The following is a 15,952-nucleotide window of genomic DNA, read 5'->3' as shown; positions in this document are numbered from 1 at the left end:
TTTAAGAGGTCATTCGAACAGAGCGACCGCTCGGTTGGTCGCTGTCCCAGCACTTGGAGGTCTTCATGTCCCCGGCAACAGATCAGGCGACGTCGGTCATCGTCGCCGGCGCACGCACGCCGTTCGGCCGGCTCCTCGGTTCACTCACGGGATTCAGCGGAGTCGACCTCGGTGCGATCGCCATCAAGGCCGCGCTCGAACGCGGCGGTGTCCCCGCATCCGCCGTCGACTACGTGATCATGGGACAGGTGCTGACCGCGGGCGCCGGGCAGATGCCCGCACGTCAGACGTCGGTGAAGGCCGGTATCGGCTGGGATGTTCCCGCGCTCACCATCAACAAGATGTGCCTGTCGGGCATCGACTCGATCGCGTTGGCCGACCAGCTCATCCGCGCAGGCGAATTCGAGTGCGTCGTCGCCGGCGGTCAGGAGTCGATGACCCAGGCGCCGCACCTGCTCCCCGGCAGCCGTAGTGGCTTCAAGTACGGCAACACCGAACTCGTCGACCACACCGCATTCGACGGTCTCTACGACGCGTTCACCGACCAGCCGATGGGCGCGCTGACCGAAGAAGGCAATGACACCAACGGCTTCTCGCGTGCCGAGCAGGACGAGTTCGCAGCCAGGAGCCACCGGCTCGCGGCGACGGCATGGAAGAACGGACTCTTCGCCGACGAGGTCGTTCCGGTGAGCATCCCGCAGCGCAAGGGCGACCCGATCGAATTCGCCGAGGACGAGGGCATCCGGGCCGACACCACCGTCGAGACGCTCTCGCGGCTGCGCCCCGCGTTCCGCAAGGACGGCACCATCACGGCAGGCAACTCGTCGCAGATCTCCGACGGTGGTGCAGCAGTCGTCGTGATGAGCAAGGCGAAGGCCGCCGAACTCGGACTGACGCCGCTCGCCGAGATCGGCCCGCACGGCGTGGTCGCAGGACCGGACTCCTCGCTCCAGCTGCAGCCGGCCAACGCCATCGAGAAGGCGTGTGCGCGAGCCGGAATCGCGCCGACCGATCTCGATCTGGTCGAGATCAACGAAGCCTTTGCCGCGGTCGGCCTCGCGTCGACCAGGGCTCTGGGGATCAACCCCGACATCGTCAACGTCAACGGCGGTGCGATCGCGATCGGACACCCCATCGGCACCTCGGGTGCTCGTATCGCACTGCACCTCGCGCTGGAGTTGCAGCGTCGCGGCGGCGGTGTCGGCGCGGCTGCGCTGTGCGGCGCGGGCGGCCAGGGCGACGCCCTGATCATCCGCGTGCCCAAGGCCTGACACCGACTCGAGGAGTGCGTCGATACCGGACGGCTACTACACGCTGTCGTAGTTGCCGTCCGGGTCAGGCACAATGGTCGTCATGAAGCAATTCCTCGATCTGTCCACCCCTGCCAAGCGCTTCCGGTTCGTCGCCGTCCTCGAGGCCATCACCTGGGCCGCTCTCCTCGTCGCGATGTTCTTCAAGTGGGTGCTCGGATACACCGAAGCCGTCGCGGTTCCCGGCATGGTGCACGGCATTGTGTTCATCGCCTTCGTGCTGATCTCCGTCGTGACCGCCGTGTCGTTGCGGTGGAGCCTGTCGGTCACCGCGCTGGCACTGCTCTCGTCCCTCCCTCCGTTCGGCACGCTCGTCTTCGAGTGGTGGGCGCGCCGCAACGGACACCTAGCAGAACTGTCCGCCACCGAGACCGACCCCGAACCCCAGTACGCGGCCTGAGCCACCGAACCGAGACGTCACGCCGCGCCGACACAGGGAGAGATCATGATCGCAGCTTTCAGTCTCAGCCCGTCGGGCGGAACCGCCGTCGACGACGACGGTGGGATGAGCGTTGCTGTCGCCGCGGCGGTGCGCGTGGTCGCCGAATCGGGCCTTCCGCATCAGACCACCGCGATGTTCACCTACGTCGAGGGTGAGTGGGACGAGGTCATGGACGTCATCAAGCGCGCCACAGATGCGGTGGGTGAACTGGCACCGCGTGTCGGGCTGGTCATCAAAGCCGACATCAGGCCGGGCCACATCGACGAACTCACCGGCAAGGTCGACCGGGTGATGCGGCATCTGTCCTGAACCCGTGCGCCGCCGCGCGGGCAGGTCGTCGCTCCAGAGCGCGCGGGGCGCAGTGTCCGCGATCTTCTTTCTCAACGGATTCCTTGCGGCACTGTGGGTTGCACACATCCCGGTGATCACCTCGCGCACCGGGACGTCGCACGAAGAACTCGGTGCGCTGTTGCTTCTGCTGGGCGGCGCGGCGTTCGTCGGTATGCAGGTCAGCGGTCACGCGCTCGACAGATTCGGTTCGCGCACCACGACGCTGGTTGCTGCGACGCTGCTGTGCCCGGTGATGCTCGGACCCGCGCTCGCGGCGAACACCGGTCAACTCGCCGCGGCTCTCGCGGTGTTCGGCTTCGTCAACGGCAGCCTCGACGTGTCGATGAACGCTCAGGCGGTCGCGGTGGAGCGCGCATACCGCAGGCCCATCATGTCGTCGTTTCACGGGTTCTTCTCGCTCGGCGGCCTGGCCGGGTCGCTGATCGTCGCCGTGACCCTGTGGGCACGAGTCGGCGTCGTGGCAACCGTCGGGATCTCGTCGCTGCTCGGCCTGGCCCTGGTCGTGGTGTGCGGGCGTTCGCTGGTGGCCTCCGACGGCGCGGGCATCAGCGAGTTGGAGGAGTCCGCACCCGCGGAAATGCAGCAGGACGCCGAGAAGAGGGGCACCCCGCGAGCCCGCTGGTGGCACGGGCTGGATCTGCGTCGACTCGCGATCCTCGCCGCAGTGGCATTCGCACTCATGTTGGCCGAGGGCACGGCATACGACTGGAGTGCCCTGCAGGTCGTCGAGGGCTTCGACACCCGCGACGCGGTAGGTGCCATCGCCTTCGGCGCGTTCAGCGCCGCGATGACGGTTGCCCGCTTCGCTATCGACCCGATCGCGGCCCGCCTCGGCCCGGTCTGGGTTGTGCGCATGGGTGCGTTGCTCGGGATCGTCGGCATCAGCGCGGCGATCCTCGCCCCCGAACCCGTCACCGCCATCGTCGGCTGGACGATCTTCGGCGTGGGGCTGGCCGGTCTCATCCCACAGATCTTCACGGCGGCGGGCAACCTCACCACGTCGTCGAGTGGTCGTGCCATTTCGACAGTCGTCGGCTGCGGTTACCTCGGGATGCTCTCGGGACCTGCGATCGTCGGCTTCATCGCCGGACACTCCGGGGTCTCGACCGGGCTCATCCCGGTGATCGGTGCGCTCGCCTTCGCTCTCGTTGCCGCGCCTGTCGTGCGGCCTCGCGTCACATGACACACTGGAAGGGTGACACGACCGACCCCGAGACCCCAGGGCAACGCCGCACGCGCGCAGGCTGCGGCCGCCGCACGACAGCAAGCCGCAGCGACCGTCGCCATGTCCGGTGCGGTCGACCTCTCGGCACTCAAGGAACGCGCCGATGCGCAACGCGCACAAGCGCATCAGCCGGTGAAGGCCCAACAGCAGGCACCCGGGGGCGGTGGGTCCGCGGGCGGCAGCGTCATCGACGTGACCGACGCGACCTTCGAGACCGAGGTGCTGTCGCGGTCGACGCGGCAGCTCGTCCTCGTAGACCTCTGGGCAGAGTGGTGCGGCCCGTGTAAACAGCTGTCTCCGGTGCTGGAGAAGCTGGCCAACGCGTCTGGTGGCACCTGGGTGCTCGCCAAGATCGACGTCGACTCCAATCCTCAGATCGCGCAGGCCTTCGGGGTCCAGTCGATTCCCACAGTTGTCGCACTCGCTGCAGGACAACCCGTCGCCGCCTTCAACGGCGTGCGTTCGGAAGCCGAGATCTCCGACTGGATCGACCAGATCCTGGCGCAGGTGGGAGGGGCGCTGGCCGGCGCGCCCGAGGTCGACGTAGAGCCCGAGAGCGTCGACGATCCCCGCATGGTGGCTGCGGAGGACAAGATGAACGCGGGCGATTTCGACGGTGCGCTCGCCGATTACCGGGCCATCGCCGAGGCCGAACCCGACAACGTCGAGGCGTCATCACTCGTGCGCAACCTGGAGTTCATGCTGCGCGCGCAGGCCCACGACCCCTCGATCGTTCAGAACGCCGCACCCGGCGACGTCGACGCCCAGCTCGCCGCCGCCGACGTGCTGTTGCTCGGCCAGGATCCCGAGGGAGCCTTCGATCGGATCATCGCGCTGGTGAAGGTGACCTCGGGCGACGACCGCACGCGCGCACGGACCCGGCTGCTCGAGCTGTTCGAGTTGTTCGACCCCGCTGAGCCCTTCGTGGTGGCTGCGCGTCGCAAGCTCGCCGCCGCGCTGTTCTGACCGAGGTCAGTCGGCCGGAGCGAGCCAGATCGCCGAGTTCGCGGGAAGCATCACCGAGGCCGAGACCGGTCTACCGTGCCAGCCGTCGCCGTCGGCCGCGACCGAACCCAGATTGCCCTTGCCCGCTCCGCTGTAGGTCGCGGCGTCGGTGTTGAGTACCTCGGTCCAGGTTCCGCCAACGGGGAGTCCGACCCGGTAGTCATCGCGGTCGACCCCGGAGAAATTGAACAGGCATGCGAGCACCGAGCCGTCGGATCCATAGCGCAGGAAGCTGATCACGTTGTTCGCGGTGTCGTTCGCGTCGATCCACTCGTAACCACGCGGCTCGGTGTCCTGTGTGAACAGCGCGGGGCGCTCCCGATAGATGCGGTTGAGGTCAGTGGTCAGGGTCGAGATCCCACGGTGCAGCTCACCCTCCCAGCCCTGCAGCTGGTACCAGTCCAGGCTGTGGTTGTCGGCCCACTCGGCCGTCTGGCCGAACTCCTGGCCCATGAACAGCAACTGCTTGCCAGGGTGTGACCACTGATAGGCGAGAAACACCCGCACACCAGCCGCCTTGGTCCACGAGTCGCCCGGCATACGGCTCCACAGAGTGCCCTTGCCGTGCACGACCTCGTCGTGGGAGAGCGGTAGGACGAAGTTCTCGCTCCACGCGTACATCAGGGAGAACGTGATCTCATGGTGGTGGAAGCTCCGGTGGATCTGATCGCGCCCCAGATAGCCGAGGGTGTCGTGCATCCAGCCCATGTTCCATTTGAAGGTGAACCCCAGTCCACCCAGATCCGTCATCCGGGTCACGCCGGGCCATGCCGTCGACTCCTCGGCGACGGTGACCGCGCCCGGGAAGAGCTTGTGGACCGTCGCGTTGGTCTCCTGCAGGAACTGCACCGCCTCGAGATTCTCGCGGCCACCGTAGATGTTCGGACGCCAGCCGCCCGCAGGTCGTGAGTAGTCGAGATAGAGCATCGACGCGACGGCGTCGACACGTAGCCCGTCGATGTGGAACTCGTCGATCCAATAGATCGCGTTGGCGACGAGGAAGTTGCGTACCTCACGGCGGCCGAAATCGAAAACGTATGTACCCCAGTCGAGTTGCTCGCCACGCATCGGGTCGGCGTTCTCGTAGAGCGGGGTGCCGTCGAAGCGCGCGAGAGCCCACTCGTCCTTGGGGAAGTGCGCTGGAACCCAATCGACGAGAACGGCAATCCCCAGCGAGTGCAGATGATCGACCAGGTAGCGAAAGTCGTCGGGATGGCCGAAGCGCGCCGTCGGCGCGTAATACGACGTCACCTGATAGCCCCACGAGCCGCCGAACGGATGCTCGGCGACCGGTAGGAACTCGACGTGGGTGAACCCCTTGTCGATCACGTAGTCGCCGAGTTGTTCGGCCAGTTCGCGATAGTCGAGGCCGGTACGCCACGAACCCAGATGCACCTCGTAGATGCTCATCGGTTCGCGGGTCGGCTCGCTCGCGCTGCGACGCTCTATCCACTGCCCGTCGGACCAGGTGAAGTCGGATCGGGTCACCACCGACGCGGTGGCGGGCGGCACCTCCGTGCGTCTGGCCATCGGGTCGGCCTTGTCGTGGATGACACCGTCCGCGCCGTGGACACGGAACTTGTAGAGCGTGCCCTCCCCGACGTCGGGGATGAACAACTCCCACACCCCGGACGGGCCCATCGACCGCATGGGCGCCGACCGCCCGCTCCACCCGTCGAAATCACCGATCACGACGACGCCGTGCGCGTTGGGGGCCCACACCGAGAACGTCGTACCGGGCACCTCGCCGTCGGGCGTGGTGTAGGTGACGATGTGTGCACCGAGGACCTTCCACAATTCCTCGTGTCGTCCCTCGGAGAACAGGTGTAGATCGAGTTCGCCGATGCTCGGCAGGAAGCGATACCCGTCGGCGACGACGAATTCCGTTGTGTCCCCGTTGCCGTCGGGGTAAGCGACGCGATAGCGGTAGTCGATCAGATTCTTGATCGGCACCGTCACGACGAACAGGTCGTCTGTCTGATGATGCATCGGGTAGTCGACGCCGCCGATGACGGCCGAGACGGAGATGGCATCGGGGCGCAACGTCCGCAGGATGGTGTATCCGCCGGGAGCGTCGTGCGCGCCGAGGAATGCGTGCGGGTCGGGATGCGTCGTCGACATCAGACGCCGGAGGTCGTGGTCGGACGCGAAGGGATCGGGTTCTCTGCTGGTCACGATGAACTCACTGGATTCGGTAGGAGAGTCGGCGGGCGGCGTCGGGGTTCAGCGGGGGGAGCGCGACGATGTGTGCGACCGCACGCCACGGTTCGAGTCGGACGTAATTCGCCTGGCCCCAGCCGAACTCCTCACCGGAGACCTCGTCTGTGCCGACGAAGCGCTCCTGCCAGTCGAATCCGAGCGCCGGCATGTCCAACCACAGTGTCGACTCCTCTGCGCCGAACGGGTTGATGTTGATCACCACGACGACACGGTCGCCCGACACCGGATCGAGCTTCGAATAGGCGATCAGCGCGGGATTGTCGAGGTGGTGGAAGGTGATGTCGCGCAACTGTTGCAACGCGGGGTGGCGTCGACGTATCGCATTGAGCGAGGTGATCCACGGCTCGAGCGACTCTCCGCGGCTCGCTGCCCCCTTGTAGTCACGAGGACGTAGCTCGTACTTCTCGGAGTCGAGGTACTCCTCGCTGCCCTCGCGTACGGGCACATGTTCGTAGAGCTCGTACCCGCTGTAGACGCCCCAGGTCGGCGACAGCGTCGCCGCCAGCGCGGCCCGCAGTGCGAACATCCCCGGACCGCCGTGCTGCAGGCTCTCGTGCAGAATGTCGGGCGTGTTGACGAAGAGGTTGGGCCGTGACTCGTCGGCATGTGCGGCGATCTCCCGACCGAACTCCTCGAGTTCCCACTTCGCCGTCTTCCACGTGAAGTAGGTGTAGGACTGCGTGAAGCCAAGGCGCGCAAGGCCGTAGAGCCGTGCCGGTCGGGTGAACGCTTCGGCGAGGAAGAGGACGTCGGGGTCGCGCTTCTTGACCTCGGTGATCAGCCACTCCCAGAAGTTCGGCGGCTTGGTGTGCGGGTTGTCGACGCGAAAGATCTTGACGCCCAGCTTGTTCCATGCCAGCACGATCTCCAGCACCGCACGGTAGATGCCGTTGCGGTCGTTGTCGAAGTTCAGCGGGTAGATGTCCTGGTACTTCTTGGGCGGATTCTCCGCGTAGGCGATCGTGCCGTCGGGCAGCGTGGTGAACCAGTCGGGGTGCTCGGTCGCCCATGGATGGTCCGGGGCGGTCTGAAGCGCGAGGTCGAGGGCCACCTCCATACCGAGTTCTGCTGCGCGGGAGAGGAAATACTCGAAATCCTCCTGCGAACCGAGGCGGGGATGGATGGCGTCGTGTCCACCGTCGCTCGATCCGATCGCCCACGGCGACCCGACGTCGTCGGGCGCTGCGACCAGCGTGTTGTTCGGGCCCTTGCGGTTCACCTCGCCGATCGGATGGATCGGCGGAAGATAGACCACATCGAATCCCATGTCGGCGATGCGCGAGAGGTCGGCAGCCGCGGTGAGGAACGTGCCGTGCACCGGCCGTCCGTCGTTGTCCCAACCGCCGGTCGACCGCGGGAACATCTCGTACCACGACCCGTAGAGTGCCCGACGGCGATCGGTCCAGATCCGCAGGTTGCGGCTCTTGGTCACGAGCTCACGGACCGGATGTGCGTCGAGTAGTTCGGCGACCTCGTCCGACAGCGCCATGCCGACACGATTCTCGATGCGCCTGCGGCGCGAGCGGAGGGAGTCGACGGCGTCGAGTAACAGTTGGCGGTCGTCGCCATCGACGGACTCCGCGGCCTCGGTGAGGACCCGCGCCCCGATCTCGAGATCGTTGGCGAGGTCTTCTGCGCCCTGTCCGGCGTCGATCTTCTTTTCGACGGCCGACCGCCAGGTCGCGTACAGATCACTCCATGCCTCGATGCGGAACGTCCAATAGCCGACGGCGTCGGGGACGATGGCAGCGTTGTAGATGTCGGGTTCGCTCGAGGCCGACATCCGAACGTCGAACGAGGTGCGGTAAGGGGTTTCGACGTGCAGGGTGACCCCGAGAGCGTCGTGACCTTCGCGCCACGCTGTTGCACTTATCGGAATCATCTCTCCGACAACGCATTTCGCAGGGTACTGTCCCGCGGAGATCAATGGTTGGATGTCGTCGATGCCCATCCGGCCGATCACTTCGGCCCCCTCTCGTCAGCGGCCACGCGCACGGCCGGGAGTCATCATCGATCCCACACTGTTGATCTCACTGTAGTGATGTCGACGCGTCGGCAAGTGCGATCCGCGGCGTCAGTTTCACCGTAGCGGTACGGCGGCGAGTCTGCCGAGTGCCGCGCGGACGACGTCGGGGTCGGTGGTGCGCCAGAACGGCGGCATGGAGGCGAGCAGGTAACCGCCGTAACCGGCCGTGGCCAGGCGCGAGTCGAGCACGGCGACCACCCCGCGGTCGTCGACCGATCGCAACAGCCGTCCCGCTCCCTGCGCGAGTAGTAGCGCAGCGTGATTGGCGGCCACGGACAGGAAACCGTTTCCGCCGCGGGCCGTCACCGCGCGTTGGCGTGCGCCGAGCAGCGGGTCGTCGGGCCGCGGGAACGGGATTCGGTCGATGATCACCAACGACAACGAGGGGCCGGGGACGTCGACACCCTGCCAGAGCGACAGGGTGCCGAACAGACAGGTCGCGGGGTCCTCTGCGAAGCGCGTGACCAATGCTGCCGTCGTATCGTCACCCTGACACAGGATCGGTAGGTCACTGCGCTCGCGGAGCGCCTCACTGGCCTCTCTGGCAGCGCGCATCGAGGAGAACAGACCGAGTGTGCGGCCACCTGCGGCCTCGGTCAGTGCCGCGAGTTCGTCGAGAGTCGCCGGCGCGATGGAATCGCGTCCCGGGCGGGGGAGATGGCGGGCGACGTAGAGGATTGCCGAGCGGGGGTAGTCGAACGGTGAGCCCGCGTCGAGACCCGTCCACCGCATCGGGGAGCCGTCGGACGGCGCCGCACGACCGGACGCGGTGGCGTCGCGGGCGGGCGCGTCGTTGCGGGCATCGCCGAGTGCGATGTCGTCGGCGGCGGGGGTATCGGTGCCGCGTCCCGCCGCGGGGAGGCCCCACGTGGCGGCGAGTGCGTCGAAGGAGCCGCCGATGGTGAGCGTCGCCGACGTGAGGATCACCGTGGATTCGGAGAACAGCGTGGCGCGCAGCAGACCGCCGACCGACAGGGGCGCGACGTGCAGGACCGTGCGCGTCGACGCTTCAGATCGACCGGCGCGTTCGTCGGCGACCCACACCACGTCGCGTCGTTTCGCCGGGTCGGGTTCGTCGAAGGCGCCGAGTACGCGAACCGCGGTGTCGTGGAGCTCTTCCAGCGACGTCAGTGCCGCCGACCGCGTCGCGCCCAACCCGTCGTCGGCGCCGCCTGCGCCGCGCGCCGGGCCGATGGCCGACCGCGCCAGCCACAGCCGATCGCGCAGCGTCGCGAGTACCAGCGACGCATCTGCGGGCAACGCGGTCCACTCGCGTCTGGGGGCGTCGTCGAGCATGTCGCCGAGTTGTTCGCCGGCGCCGATCAACGCGTCGATCGTCTCCTCGTCGATGAGCTTGCCGCAGCGGCGGGCTGCGACGGTGATGGATGCGGCCGAGAGGTCTGATGTCGACACCGACGTGATGCGGTCGACGAGGTCGTGGGCCTCGTCGACGATCACGACGTGATGGTCGGGCAACACGTTCGCGGGACTCATCGCGTCGATCGCGAGCATGGCGTGGTTGGTGACCACCACGTCGACCTGCCCGGATGTGCGCCGGGCACGTTCGGCGAAGCAGTCCTCCGCATATGAGCAGTTCGACGCCCCGAGGCATTCACGGGAGGTGACGCTGACCTGGCGCCAGGATCGGTCGGCGACGCCGGGGGTCAAATCGTCGCGGTCGCCGGTCTCGGTGTCGGAGACCCACTCGCGTAGCCGGGTGACCTCGCGTCCTGTCCGAGACAGTTCGAAGGCGTCGAACAGTTCGGTGTCGGGTTCTTCGACGGTCCCCGCATGGATCTTGTTGAGGCAGAGGTAGTTTCCGCGTCCCTTCAGGATGGCGAAGGTCGGTTCGCGCCCGAGCGCGCTCTTCAGTGCACCGGCGAGTCGGGGCAGATCGCGCTCCACCAGCTGCCGCTGCAACGCAATCGTCGCTGTGGACACGACGACGGTGTCTCCGGAGTCGACGGCGTGTCGGATGGCTGGCACGAGGTAGGCCAGCGATTTGCCTGTGCCCGTGCCCGCCTGGACCGCGAGGTGCTCGCCGGTCTCGATCGCGTTGGCCACCGCCGTGGCCATCCGGACCTGGCCGTCACGGCGTTTACCCGCAAGGGCCGTGACGGCAGTGTCGAGAAGCTCGGTCACCTCGGGGAGGCGGGTCACCGCAGATGCCTCCGGCACTAGGACGCGGCCTGCCCGCCGTGGACCAGGTCGCCGACCAGTGTGACGCCCGCCTTGCTCATCGTGGTGAGCGCGGCGTCGGCGGTGTCTTCGGAGACCGCGGCGGTGAAGTTCAACAGGACACGTGTGTCGAAGCCCGCCTTGACTGCGTCGACGGCGGTCGCGCGGACGCAGTGGTCCGTGGCGATGCCCACGACGTCTACCGTCTGCACATTGCGCGCGTGCAGCCAGTTGGCGAGCGTGGTCCCGTCGGGGGAGGCACCCTCGAAGCCTGAGTATGCGGCGCTGTACTCGCCCTTGGAGAACACCTCTTCGACGTCGGAGGTGTCGAACTCGGGGGAGAAGGCGACACCATCGGTGCCCACCCTGCAGTGCGGCGGCCAGCTGTCGACGAAGTCGGGATCCTCGGAGAAGTGCGCCCCGGGATCGATGTGGTAGTCGCGGGTCGCGACGACGATGTCGTAGTCGCCGGTCAGCGACGCCAGCGAACGCGCCACCGCGATGCCGCCGTTCACGCCGAGCGCGCCACCCTCGCAGAAGTCGTTCTGGACGTCGACGACGATCAGCGCCTGGGCGGGCGTGTCGTCGGCGTCGAAGTGTGGGCTGGACATTCCGGACTCCTCGGGTAGTGGTCGTCTGGGTTCACTGGTCGTCTGGGTTCACTTGGTCGGCTCGTGGGTTGGACGTGGGCGGGCGGGGATCGGTTCCCTGCTGTCGCGCTTACCGACCTGCTCTCTCAGCCGAGATGGAACCGTGTCGGGATGGCCGGGTCGCCGTGCGACAGACCGAGTCCCTCCCACGGCAGGCTGACGAGACCGTCGGCGAGAAACGCGCGTGCGTCGTTGAGTGTCGGCAGGTCGTCGACGCGACGCCCACCCCGAACCAGCGGGATCTGCAGCGGTCGGACGACGTGGCCGGGCACCTCCGGTCTCGGCGTGCCGTCCCGGTAGAGGATCTCCTCGACGATGGTGCCGGTGGGACGGGCGACCCGCACGGCGTTCTTCGCCCCGCCCTTGGATTCCTTGTGACTGGCGCGTTTGGCCACCGGGATGCCGTCGACCTCGACGAGTTTGTAGACCATGCCGGCGGTCGGGGCGCCGCTGCCGGTGACCAGCGAGGTGCCGACGCCGTAGGTGTCGACGGGCTCTGCGCGCAACGACGCGATGGCGTACTCGTCGAGGTCGCCGGAGACGACGATCTTCGTGTTCGGTGCACCCAACTCGTCGAGTTGCTCACGAACCTGGCGCGCCAGTACTCCCAGATCACCGGAATCGATACGCACGGCACCGAGCTCGGGGCCGGCGACCTCCACGGCGTTGCGTACCCCCTGGGTGATGTCGAACGTGTCGACAAGCAGCGTGGTGCCGACACCGAGCGTCTCGATCTGCGCTGCGAACGCGGCTTTCTCATTCGCGCCGTCGGGCTCGGTGAATGCCAGCGTGAACGAGTGCGCTGCGGTGCCCGCGCTCGGCACGCCGTAGGTCCGCGCGGCCTCGAGGTTCGACGTGGCGGCGACACCGGCCAGGTACGCGGCACGTGCACTGGCCACCGCAGCCCACTCGTGCGTGCGTCGCGATCCCATCTCGATGATGGGGCGCCTACTCGCGGCGCTGACCATGCGGGCGGCAGCCGAGGCGATCGCGCTGTCGTGGTTGAGGATCGACAGGATCAGTGTTTCGAGCACGACCGCCTCGGCGAAGGTGCCGCGCACCGTGAGGATCGGAGAGTTGGGGAAGTAGAGCTCTCCCTCGCGGTAGCCGTCGATGTCCCCGGTGAACTCGTACCCGCGTAGCCACTCGACGGTCTCGGCGTCGAGAAAGCGCTCGACGACCGCGATCTCGTCGTCGCCGAACCGGAAGTCGGCTAGCTCGTCGAGGATGCGCGAGGTTCCGGCGACGACCCCGTAGCGGCGCCCGTCGGGAAGCCTGCGCGCGAACACCTCGAAGACGCACTGTCGGTGCGCGACGGGGTGCCGCAGCGCAGCGGACACCATGGTGAGCTCGTACTGGTCGGTGAGCAGGGCGGTGTTGCGGATGGTCACGATCCCTTACCCTAGGTTGTATGGCGCCTGACGATATTCGTGCGCATGAGGCTACTCCCGGAGACGGCGGTGGTAGCAGCGGCACGGCCGTGGCAGACCCGGCCGTTGCCGACGCCGCCACGGCACTCGACCGACTGTGGGTCACCATCGTCTGGGACGATCCCGTCAATCTGATGCGCTATGTGACCTTCGTTTTCCAGAAGGTCTTCGGCTATTCGGAAGCCAAGGCGAATCAGCTGATGATGCAGGTACACACCGAGGGCAAAGCCGTGGTGTCGGCCGGCGATCGCGACAAGATGGAATCCGACGTGACCAAACTGCATGCCGCCGGTCTGTGGGCGACGATGCAGCACGACAGCTGAACAGCGGGCGGGATTGACGAGTGCGCGTCTGGAAACGCAGGGGTCGAGGACGTTCGGTCCGGTACACCACGTCGTTGGAAGCTCACGAGTCCGAGCTCCTGGCCTCGATGGTTGCGTCGATGTCGGAACTGTTGACCGAACGCGAGGCGAGCGCTCCCCGTGACGAGCTCGCCGAGCTGACCGGCATCCGCACCGGCCACTCGAGCGCTCCGACCGACGCGACGCTCGGTCGCCTGCTACCCGATTTCCACCGGCCCGATCAGGATGCGGAACTCACCGCTGACGCCGTCAACGGGCGACTCAACTCGGCGTTGCGCAGCGTCAACGAACCGAAGATCATCGACGCCAAACTCGCCGCCTCGACGACGATGCTCGCGACGCTGCCCGACGGCGGCGGCGACGTCTCGCTCACCGAGGAGGAGGCGATGAGTTGGTTGACCGCGCTCAACGACGTCCGGCTCGCACTGGGTGCGATGCTCGGAATCTCCGAGGACACCCCCGACCAGCTTCCAGCCGACCACCCGCATGCCGCGCACCTCGACGTCTACCACTGGCTGACCGTGATCCAGGAGCTGCTCGTCGAGGCGATGATCTGATGACCGGTTGGGCTGTGCCCGGCGACCGCATCACCGACGTGGCAGGCATCGCGGTCGGGCATCACCACGTCGTCGATGCAGACGCGACGTTGGGCCTCGGCGGCCCCGACGATCGCGCCGGGTGAAGGGTGGGCGACCGGGACGACCGTCCTCACGGTCGGCCGACCGGAGGGCGCGGCAGGAGCCCGACCGCTGCCGTCGACGTACGCGGTGGCGGCCCCGGCACTCGCGAGACCGATCTTCTCGACCCGTCGAACTCCGTCACCACCGTGCACGCCATCGTCCTCACCGGCGGCAGCGCCTACGGTCTCGCCGCTGCGGACGGGGTGATGGCCGGGCTGGAGGAATCCGGGCGCGGTCTGCCGATGAACGCCCAGGGCGGCGTCGTGCCGATCGTGCCGTCGGCCGTCATCTTCGACCTGCCGATGGGCGCGTGGCAGCACCGACCGGATGCGACCTTCGGGCGAGCGGCGCTCGATGCAGCGGGCGTCGAGGTCGAGCAGGGAAGTGTCGGTGCTGGGGCGGGGGCGCGCGCCGGAGGCCTCAAGGGTGGGGTCGGTACGGCGGCCGTGCTGATCGATTCGGGTGCGGCGGCCGGGATCACCGTCGGCGCGCTGATCGTGGCCAACCCGGTTGGTTCGGTCGTCGATCCCGCGACCGGGCTCCCTTGGGGCGCAACCGATTCCGATCTCGCCTATCACGGACTCACCCCGCCCGACCCATCCGACGTCGCGCGGCTTGCGCAGGTGGCATCCAAGCAGACCGTGCTCAACACCACGATCGGTGTCGTCGCCACCGACGCGGCGCTGTCGGCGGCGTCGGTGCGTCGCATCGCGATGTCGGCGCATGACGGACTCGCGCGTGCGATTCACCCTGTGCATTCACCGCTCGACGGCGACACCGTCTTCGCCGTGGCCACGGGTGCGCGTGAAGTGGATCCCTCGCCGCTGGTCCCGCCGGGGATGAATCCGGACATCGCGGTGCTCGCCGAGATCTGTCGAGTCGCGGTCACGGTGACCCAACGTGCGATCGTCAACGCCGTTCTGGCCGCGGATTCGGTCGCCGGCGTACCGGCCTACGCCGATCTCGCGCCGTCGGCGATCGCGATCGAGGGCATCTCCTAGCGGCCGACGGTGAACAGCGGCCGGAATACGCACTCGGGCGTCCGCGTTGTGCGCAACGACGCTAGTCCATCAGCTGGGTTGCGCGGCGGGGAGTGAATGTCCGCGGGGCCGCGACGAGGAGAACGAGTACGAGTGCTGCAGATCAGCCAGGAGTTGGTCGACGCGATGGTCGCGCATGCGCGCGCCGATCATCCCGACGAGGCGTGCGGGGTGATCGCGGGTGCGGAGGGTTCCGACCATCCGGACCGATTCGTTCCGATGGTCAACGCCGAACGGTCGCCGACCTTCTACCGCTTCGACTCGACAGAGCAGCTCAAGGTGTGGCGTGAGATGGACCGCAACGACGAGGAACCGATCGTCATCTACCACTCGCACACCGCGACGGAAGCGTATCCGAGTCGCACCGATGTCTCGTACGCCAGCGAGCCGCAGGCCCACTATGTGCTCGTGTCCACCCGCGACGAGGACGACACCGAAATCCGGAGTTACCGCATCATCGACGGTGAGGTCGCCGAAGAACCCATCGAGATCAGGAGCTGAACCATGACGGTCACCGTGTCCATCCCGACCATCTTGCGTACCCACACCGGCGGGGAGAAGCGCGTCGAAGGTTCCGGCTCGACGCTGTCCGAGCTCATCGACGACCTCGAGACCGCCAACCCCGGTCTCAAGGATCGACTCGTAGCCGCCGACGGTGCGGGTGCGGGCAAGTTGCACCGTTTCGTCAACATCTACGTCAACGACGAGGATGTGCGCTTCTCCGGCGGACTCCAGACCTCGATCGACGACGGTGACGAAGTCACGATTCTGCCGGCCGTCGCCGGCGGACGACAGTAGTCGACTCTGTGGCGCGCTACACCTCGCTGATCGCGTCCGTCGGGCACACACCGCTCATCGGACTGCAGCGACTGTCGCCGCGGTGGGACGACTCGGACGCGCCAGACGGCGGTCCACACGTACGGCTGTGGGCGAAGCTCGAAGACCGCAACCCGACCGGATCGATCAAGGACCGGCCCGCGCTGCGGATGATCGAACAGGCAGAGGCCGACGGTCTGCTGCAGCCCGGATCGAC

17 protein-coding genes are annotated in these 15,952 nt (G+C 67.2%); 12 read left to right on the top strand and 5 right to left on the bottom strand.

The features are described from left to right. The first annotated feature begins 65 nt into the window (after window positions 1–65). From GOOTI_RS11155 to trxA, 5 genes are all read left to right on the top strand, one after another. Window positions 66–1,271 (top strand): acetyl-CoA C-acetyltransferase, encoded by a 1,206-nt coding sequence (locus tag GOOTI_RS11155; protein ID WP_007238692.1) that lies wholly within the window; start codon window positions 66–68, stop codon window positions 1,269–1,271. 73 nt (window positions 1,272–1,344) lie between these two features. Beyond that, a complete protein-coding gene (locus GOOTI_RS11150) occupies window positions 1,345–1,710 on the top strand; it encodes a DUF3817 domain-containing protein (protein WP_007238691.1) in 366 nt (121 codons plus the stop codon). 45 nt (window positions 1,711–1,755) lie between these two features. Beyond that, complete coding sequence (locus tag GOOTI_RS11145; RefSeq protein WP_007238690.1) at window positions 1,756–2,061, top strand: thiamine-binding protein; 306 nt, start codon at window positions 1,756–1,758, stop codon at window positions 2,059–2,061. Between the two features lie 52 nt (window positions 2,062–2,113). Continuing rightward, window positions 2,114–3,286: an MFS transporter gene (locus GOOTI_RS11140; protein WP_007238689.1), complete on the top strand. Its 1,173-nt coding sequence runs from the start codon at window positions 2,114–2,116 to the stop codon at window positions 3,284–3,286. A gap of 102 nt (window positions 3,287–3,388) precedes the next feature. Beyond that, window positions 3,389–4,294 (top strand): thioredoxin, encoded by a 906-nt coding sequence (gene trxA, locus GOOTI_RS11135; protein WP_039993961.1) that lies wholly within the window; start codon window positions 3,389–3,391, stop codon window positions 4,292–4,294. 6 nt (window positions 4,295–4,300) lie between these two features. Here the strand turns inward: trxA and glgB are convergent, their stop codons facing one another. The 5 genes from glgB to GOOTI_RS11110 form a co-directional block, all read right to left on the bottom strand. After that, window positions 4,301–6,508 (bottom strand): 1,4-alpha-glucan branching protein GlgB, encoded by a 2,208-nt coding sequence (gene glgB, locus GOOTI_RS11130; RefSeq protein ID WP_007238687.1) that lies wholly within the window; start codon window positions 6,506–6,508, stop codon window positions 4,301–4,303. Window positions 6,509–6,515: 7 nt separating this feature from the next. Then, window positions 6,516–8,516: a maltotransferase domain-containing protein gene (locus tag GOOTI_RS11125; RefSeq protein ID WP_007238686.1), complete on the bottom strand. Its 2,001-nt coding sequence runs from the start codon at window positions 8,514–8,516 to the stop codon at window positions 6,516–6,518. Window positions 8,517–8,633: 117 nt separating this feature from the next. Further along, complete coding sequence (locus GOOTI_RS11120) at window positions 8,634–10,739, bottom strand: ATP-dependent DNA helicase (protein ID WP_174299132.1); 2,106 nt, start codon at window positions 10,737–10,739, stop codon at window positions 8,634–8,636. A 17-nt stretch (window positions 10,740–10,756) separates the two neighbouring features. Beyond that, on the bottom strand, window positions 10,757–11,368 hold the full coding sequence (locus GOOTI_RS11115; protein ID WP_007238684.1) for an isochorismatase family protein: 612 nt from the start codon (window positions 11,366–11,368) through the stop codon (window positions 10,757–10,759). A gap of 125 nt (window positions 11,369–11,493) precedes the next feature. After that, window positions 11,494–12,798, bottom strand: a complete 1,305-nt coding sequence (locus tag GOOTI_RS11110; RefSeq protein WP_007238683.1) for a nicotinate phosphoribosyltransferase — start codon at window positions 12,796–12,798, stop codon at window positions 11,494–11,496. Between the two features lie 20 nt (window positions 12,799–12,818). Here GOOTI_RS11110 and clpS point away from each other — a divergent pair, with 20 nt between their 5' ends. The 7 genes from clpS to GOOTI_RS11080 all read left to right on the top strand — a co-directional run. Beyond that, on the top strand, window positions 12,819–13,160 hold the full coding sequence (clpS, locus tag GOOTI_RS11105; protein ID WP_039993956.1) for an ATP-dependent Clp protease adapter ClpS: 342 nt from the start codon (window positions 12,819–12,821) through the stop codon (window positions 13,158–13,160). A gap of 20 nt (window positions 13,161–13,180) precedes the next feature. Then, window positions 13,181–13,756: an oxidative stress transcriptional regulator AosR gene (aosR, locus tag GOOTI_RS11100; RefSeq protein WP_039993955.1), complete on the top strand. Its 576-nt coding sequence runs from the start codon at window positions 13,181–13,183 to the stop codon at window positions 13,754–13,756. Beyond that, window positions 13,756–13,881, top strand: coding sequence for a hypothetical protein (locus tag GOOTI_RS27045; protein ID WP_267879812.1), 126 nt, complete (start codon window positions 13,756–13,758; stop codon window positions 13,879–13,881). The genes aosR and GOOTI_RS27045 overlap by 1 nt, the downstream gene beginning before the upstream one ends. Window positions 13,882–13,884: 3 nt before the next feature. Then, window positions 13,885–14,880 (top strand): P1 family peptidase, encoded by a 996-nt coding sequence (locus GOOTI_RS11095; protein WP_007238680.1) that lies wholly within the window; start codon window positions 13,885–13,887, stop codon window positions 14,878–14,880. A gap of 132 nt (window positions 14,881–15,012) precedes the next feature. After that, window positions 15,013–15,420 carry a M67 family metallopeptidase gene (locus tag GOOTI_RS11090; protein ID WP_007238679.1) on the top strand — a complete coding sequence of 136 codons (408 nt, stop codon included), beginning with the start codon at window positions 15,013–15,015 and terminating at the stop codon, window positions 15,418–15,420. Between the two features lie 3 nt (window positions 15,421–15,423). Further along, window positions 15,424–15,717 (top strand): MoaD/ThiS family protein, encoded by a 294-nt coding sequence (locus tag GOOTI_RS11085; RefSeq protein ID WP_007238678.1) that lies wholly within the window; start codon window positions 15,424–15,426, stop codon window positions 15,715–15,717. Window positions 15,718–15,725: 8 nt separating this feature from the next. Continuing rightward, a partial coding sequence (locus tag GOOTI_RS11080; RefSeq protein WP_007238677.1) for a pyridoxal-phosphate dependent enzyme occupies window positions 15,726–15,952 on the top strand: 227 nt, incomplete at its 3' end.

This window comes from Gordonia otitidis NBRC 100426 (assembly GCF_000248075.1).
GTDB classification, from domain to species: domain Bacteria; phylum Actinomycetota; class Actinomycetes; order Mycobacteriales; family Mycobacteriaceae; genus Gordonia; species Gordonia otitidis.
The sequence above is the reverse complement of the archived record's forward strand: the minus strand, read 5'-3'. Positions and strand labels throughout refer to the sequence as shown.

What these genes read in the sequence shown, in the direction of transcription:
- clpS (WP_039993956.1), top strand. Translation starts at nt 12,819, where the DNA reads ATGGCGCCTGACGATATTCGTGCGCATGAGGCTACTCCCGGAGACGGC.
- GOOTI_RS11150 (WP_007238691.1), top strand. Translation starts at nt 1,345, where the DNA reads ATGGTCGTCATGAAGCAATTCCTCGATCTGTCCACCCCTGCCAAGCGC.
- GOOTI_RS11155 (WP_007238692.1), top strand. Translation starts at nt 66, where the DNA reads ATGTCCCCGGCAACAGATCAGGCGACGTCGGTCATCGTCGCCGGCGCA.
- GOOTI_RS27045 (WP_267879812.1), top strand. Translation starts at nt 13,756, where the DNA reads ATGACCGGTTGGGCTGTGCCCGGCGACCGCATCACCGACGTGGCAGGC.
- GOOTI_RS11145 (WP_007238690.1), top strand. Translation starts at nt 1,756, where the DNA reads ATGATCGCAGCTTTCAGTCTCAGCCCGTCGGGCGGAACCGCCGTCGAC.
- GOOTI_RS11085 (WP_007238678.1), top strand. Translation starts at nt 15,424, where the DNA reads ATGACGGTCACCGTGTCCATCCCGACCATCTTGCGTACCCACACCGGC.
- GOOTI_RS11115 (WP_007238684.1), bottom strand. Translation starts at nt 11,368, where the DNA reads ATGTCCAGCCCACACTTCGACGCCGACGACACGCCCGCCCAGGCGCTG.
- trxA (WP_039993961.1), top strand. Translation starts at nt 3,389, where the DNA reads ATGTCCGGTGCGGTCGACCTCTCGGCACTCAAGGAACGCGCCGATGCG.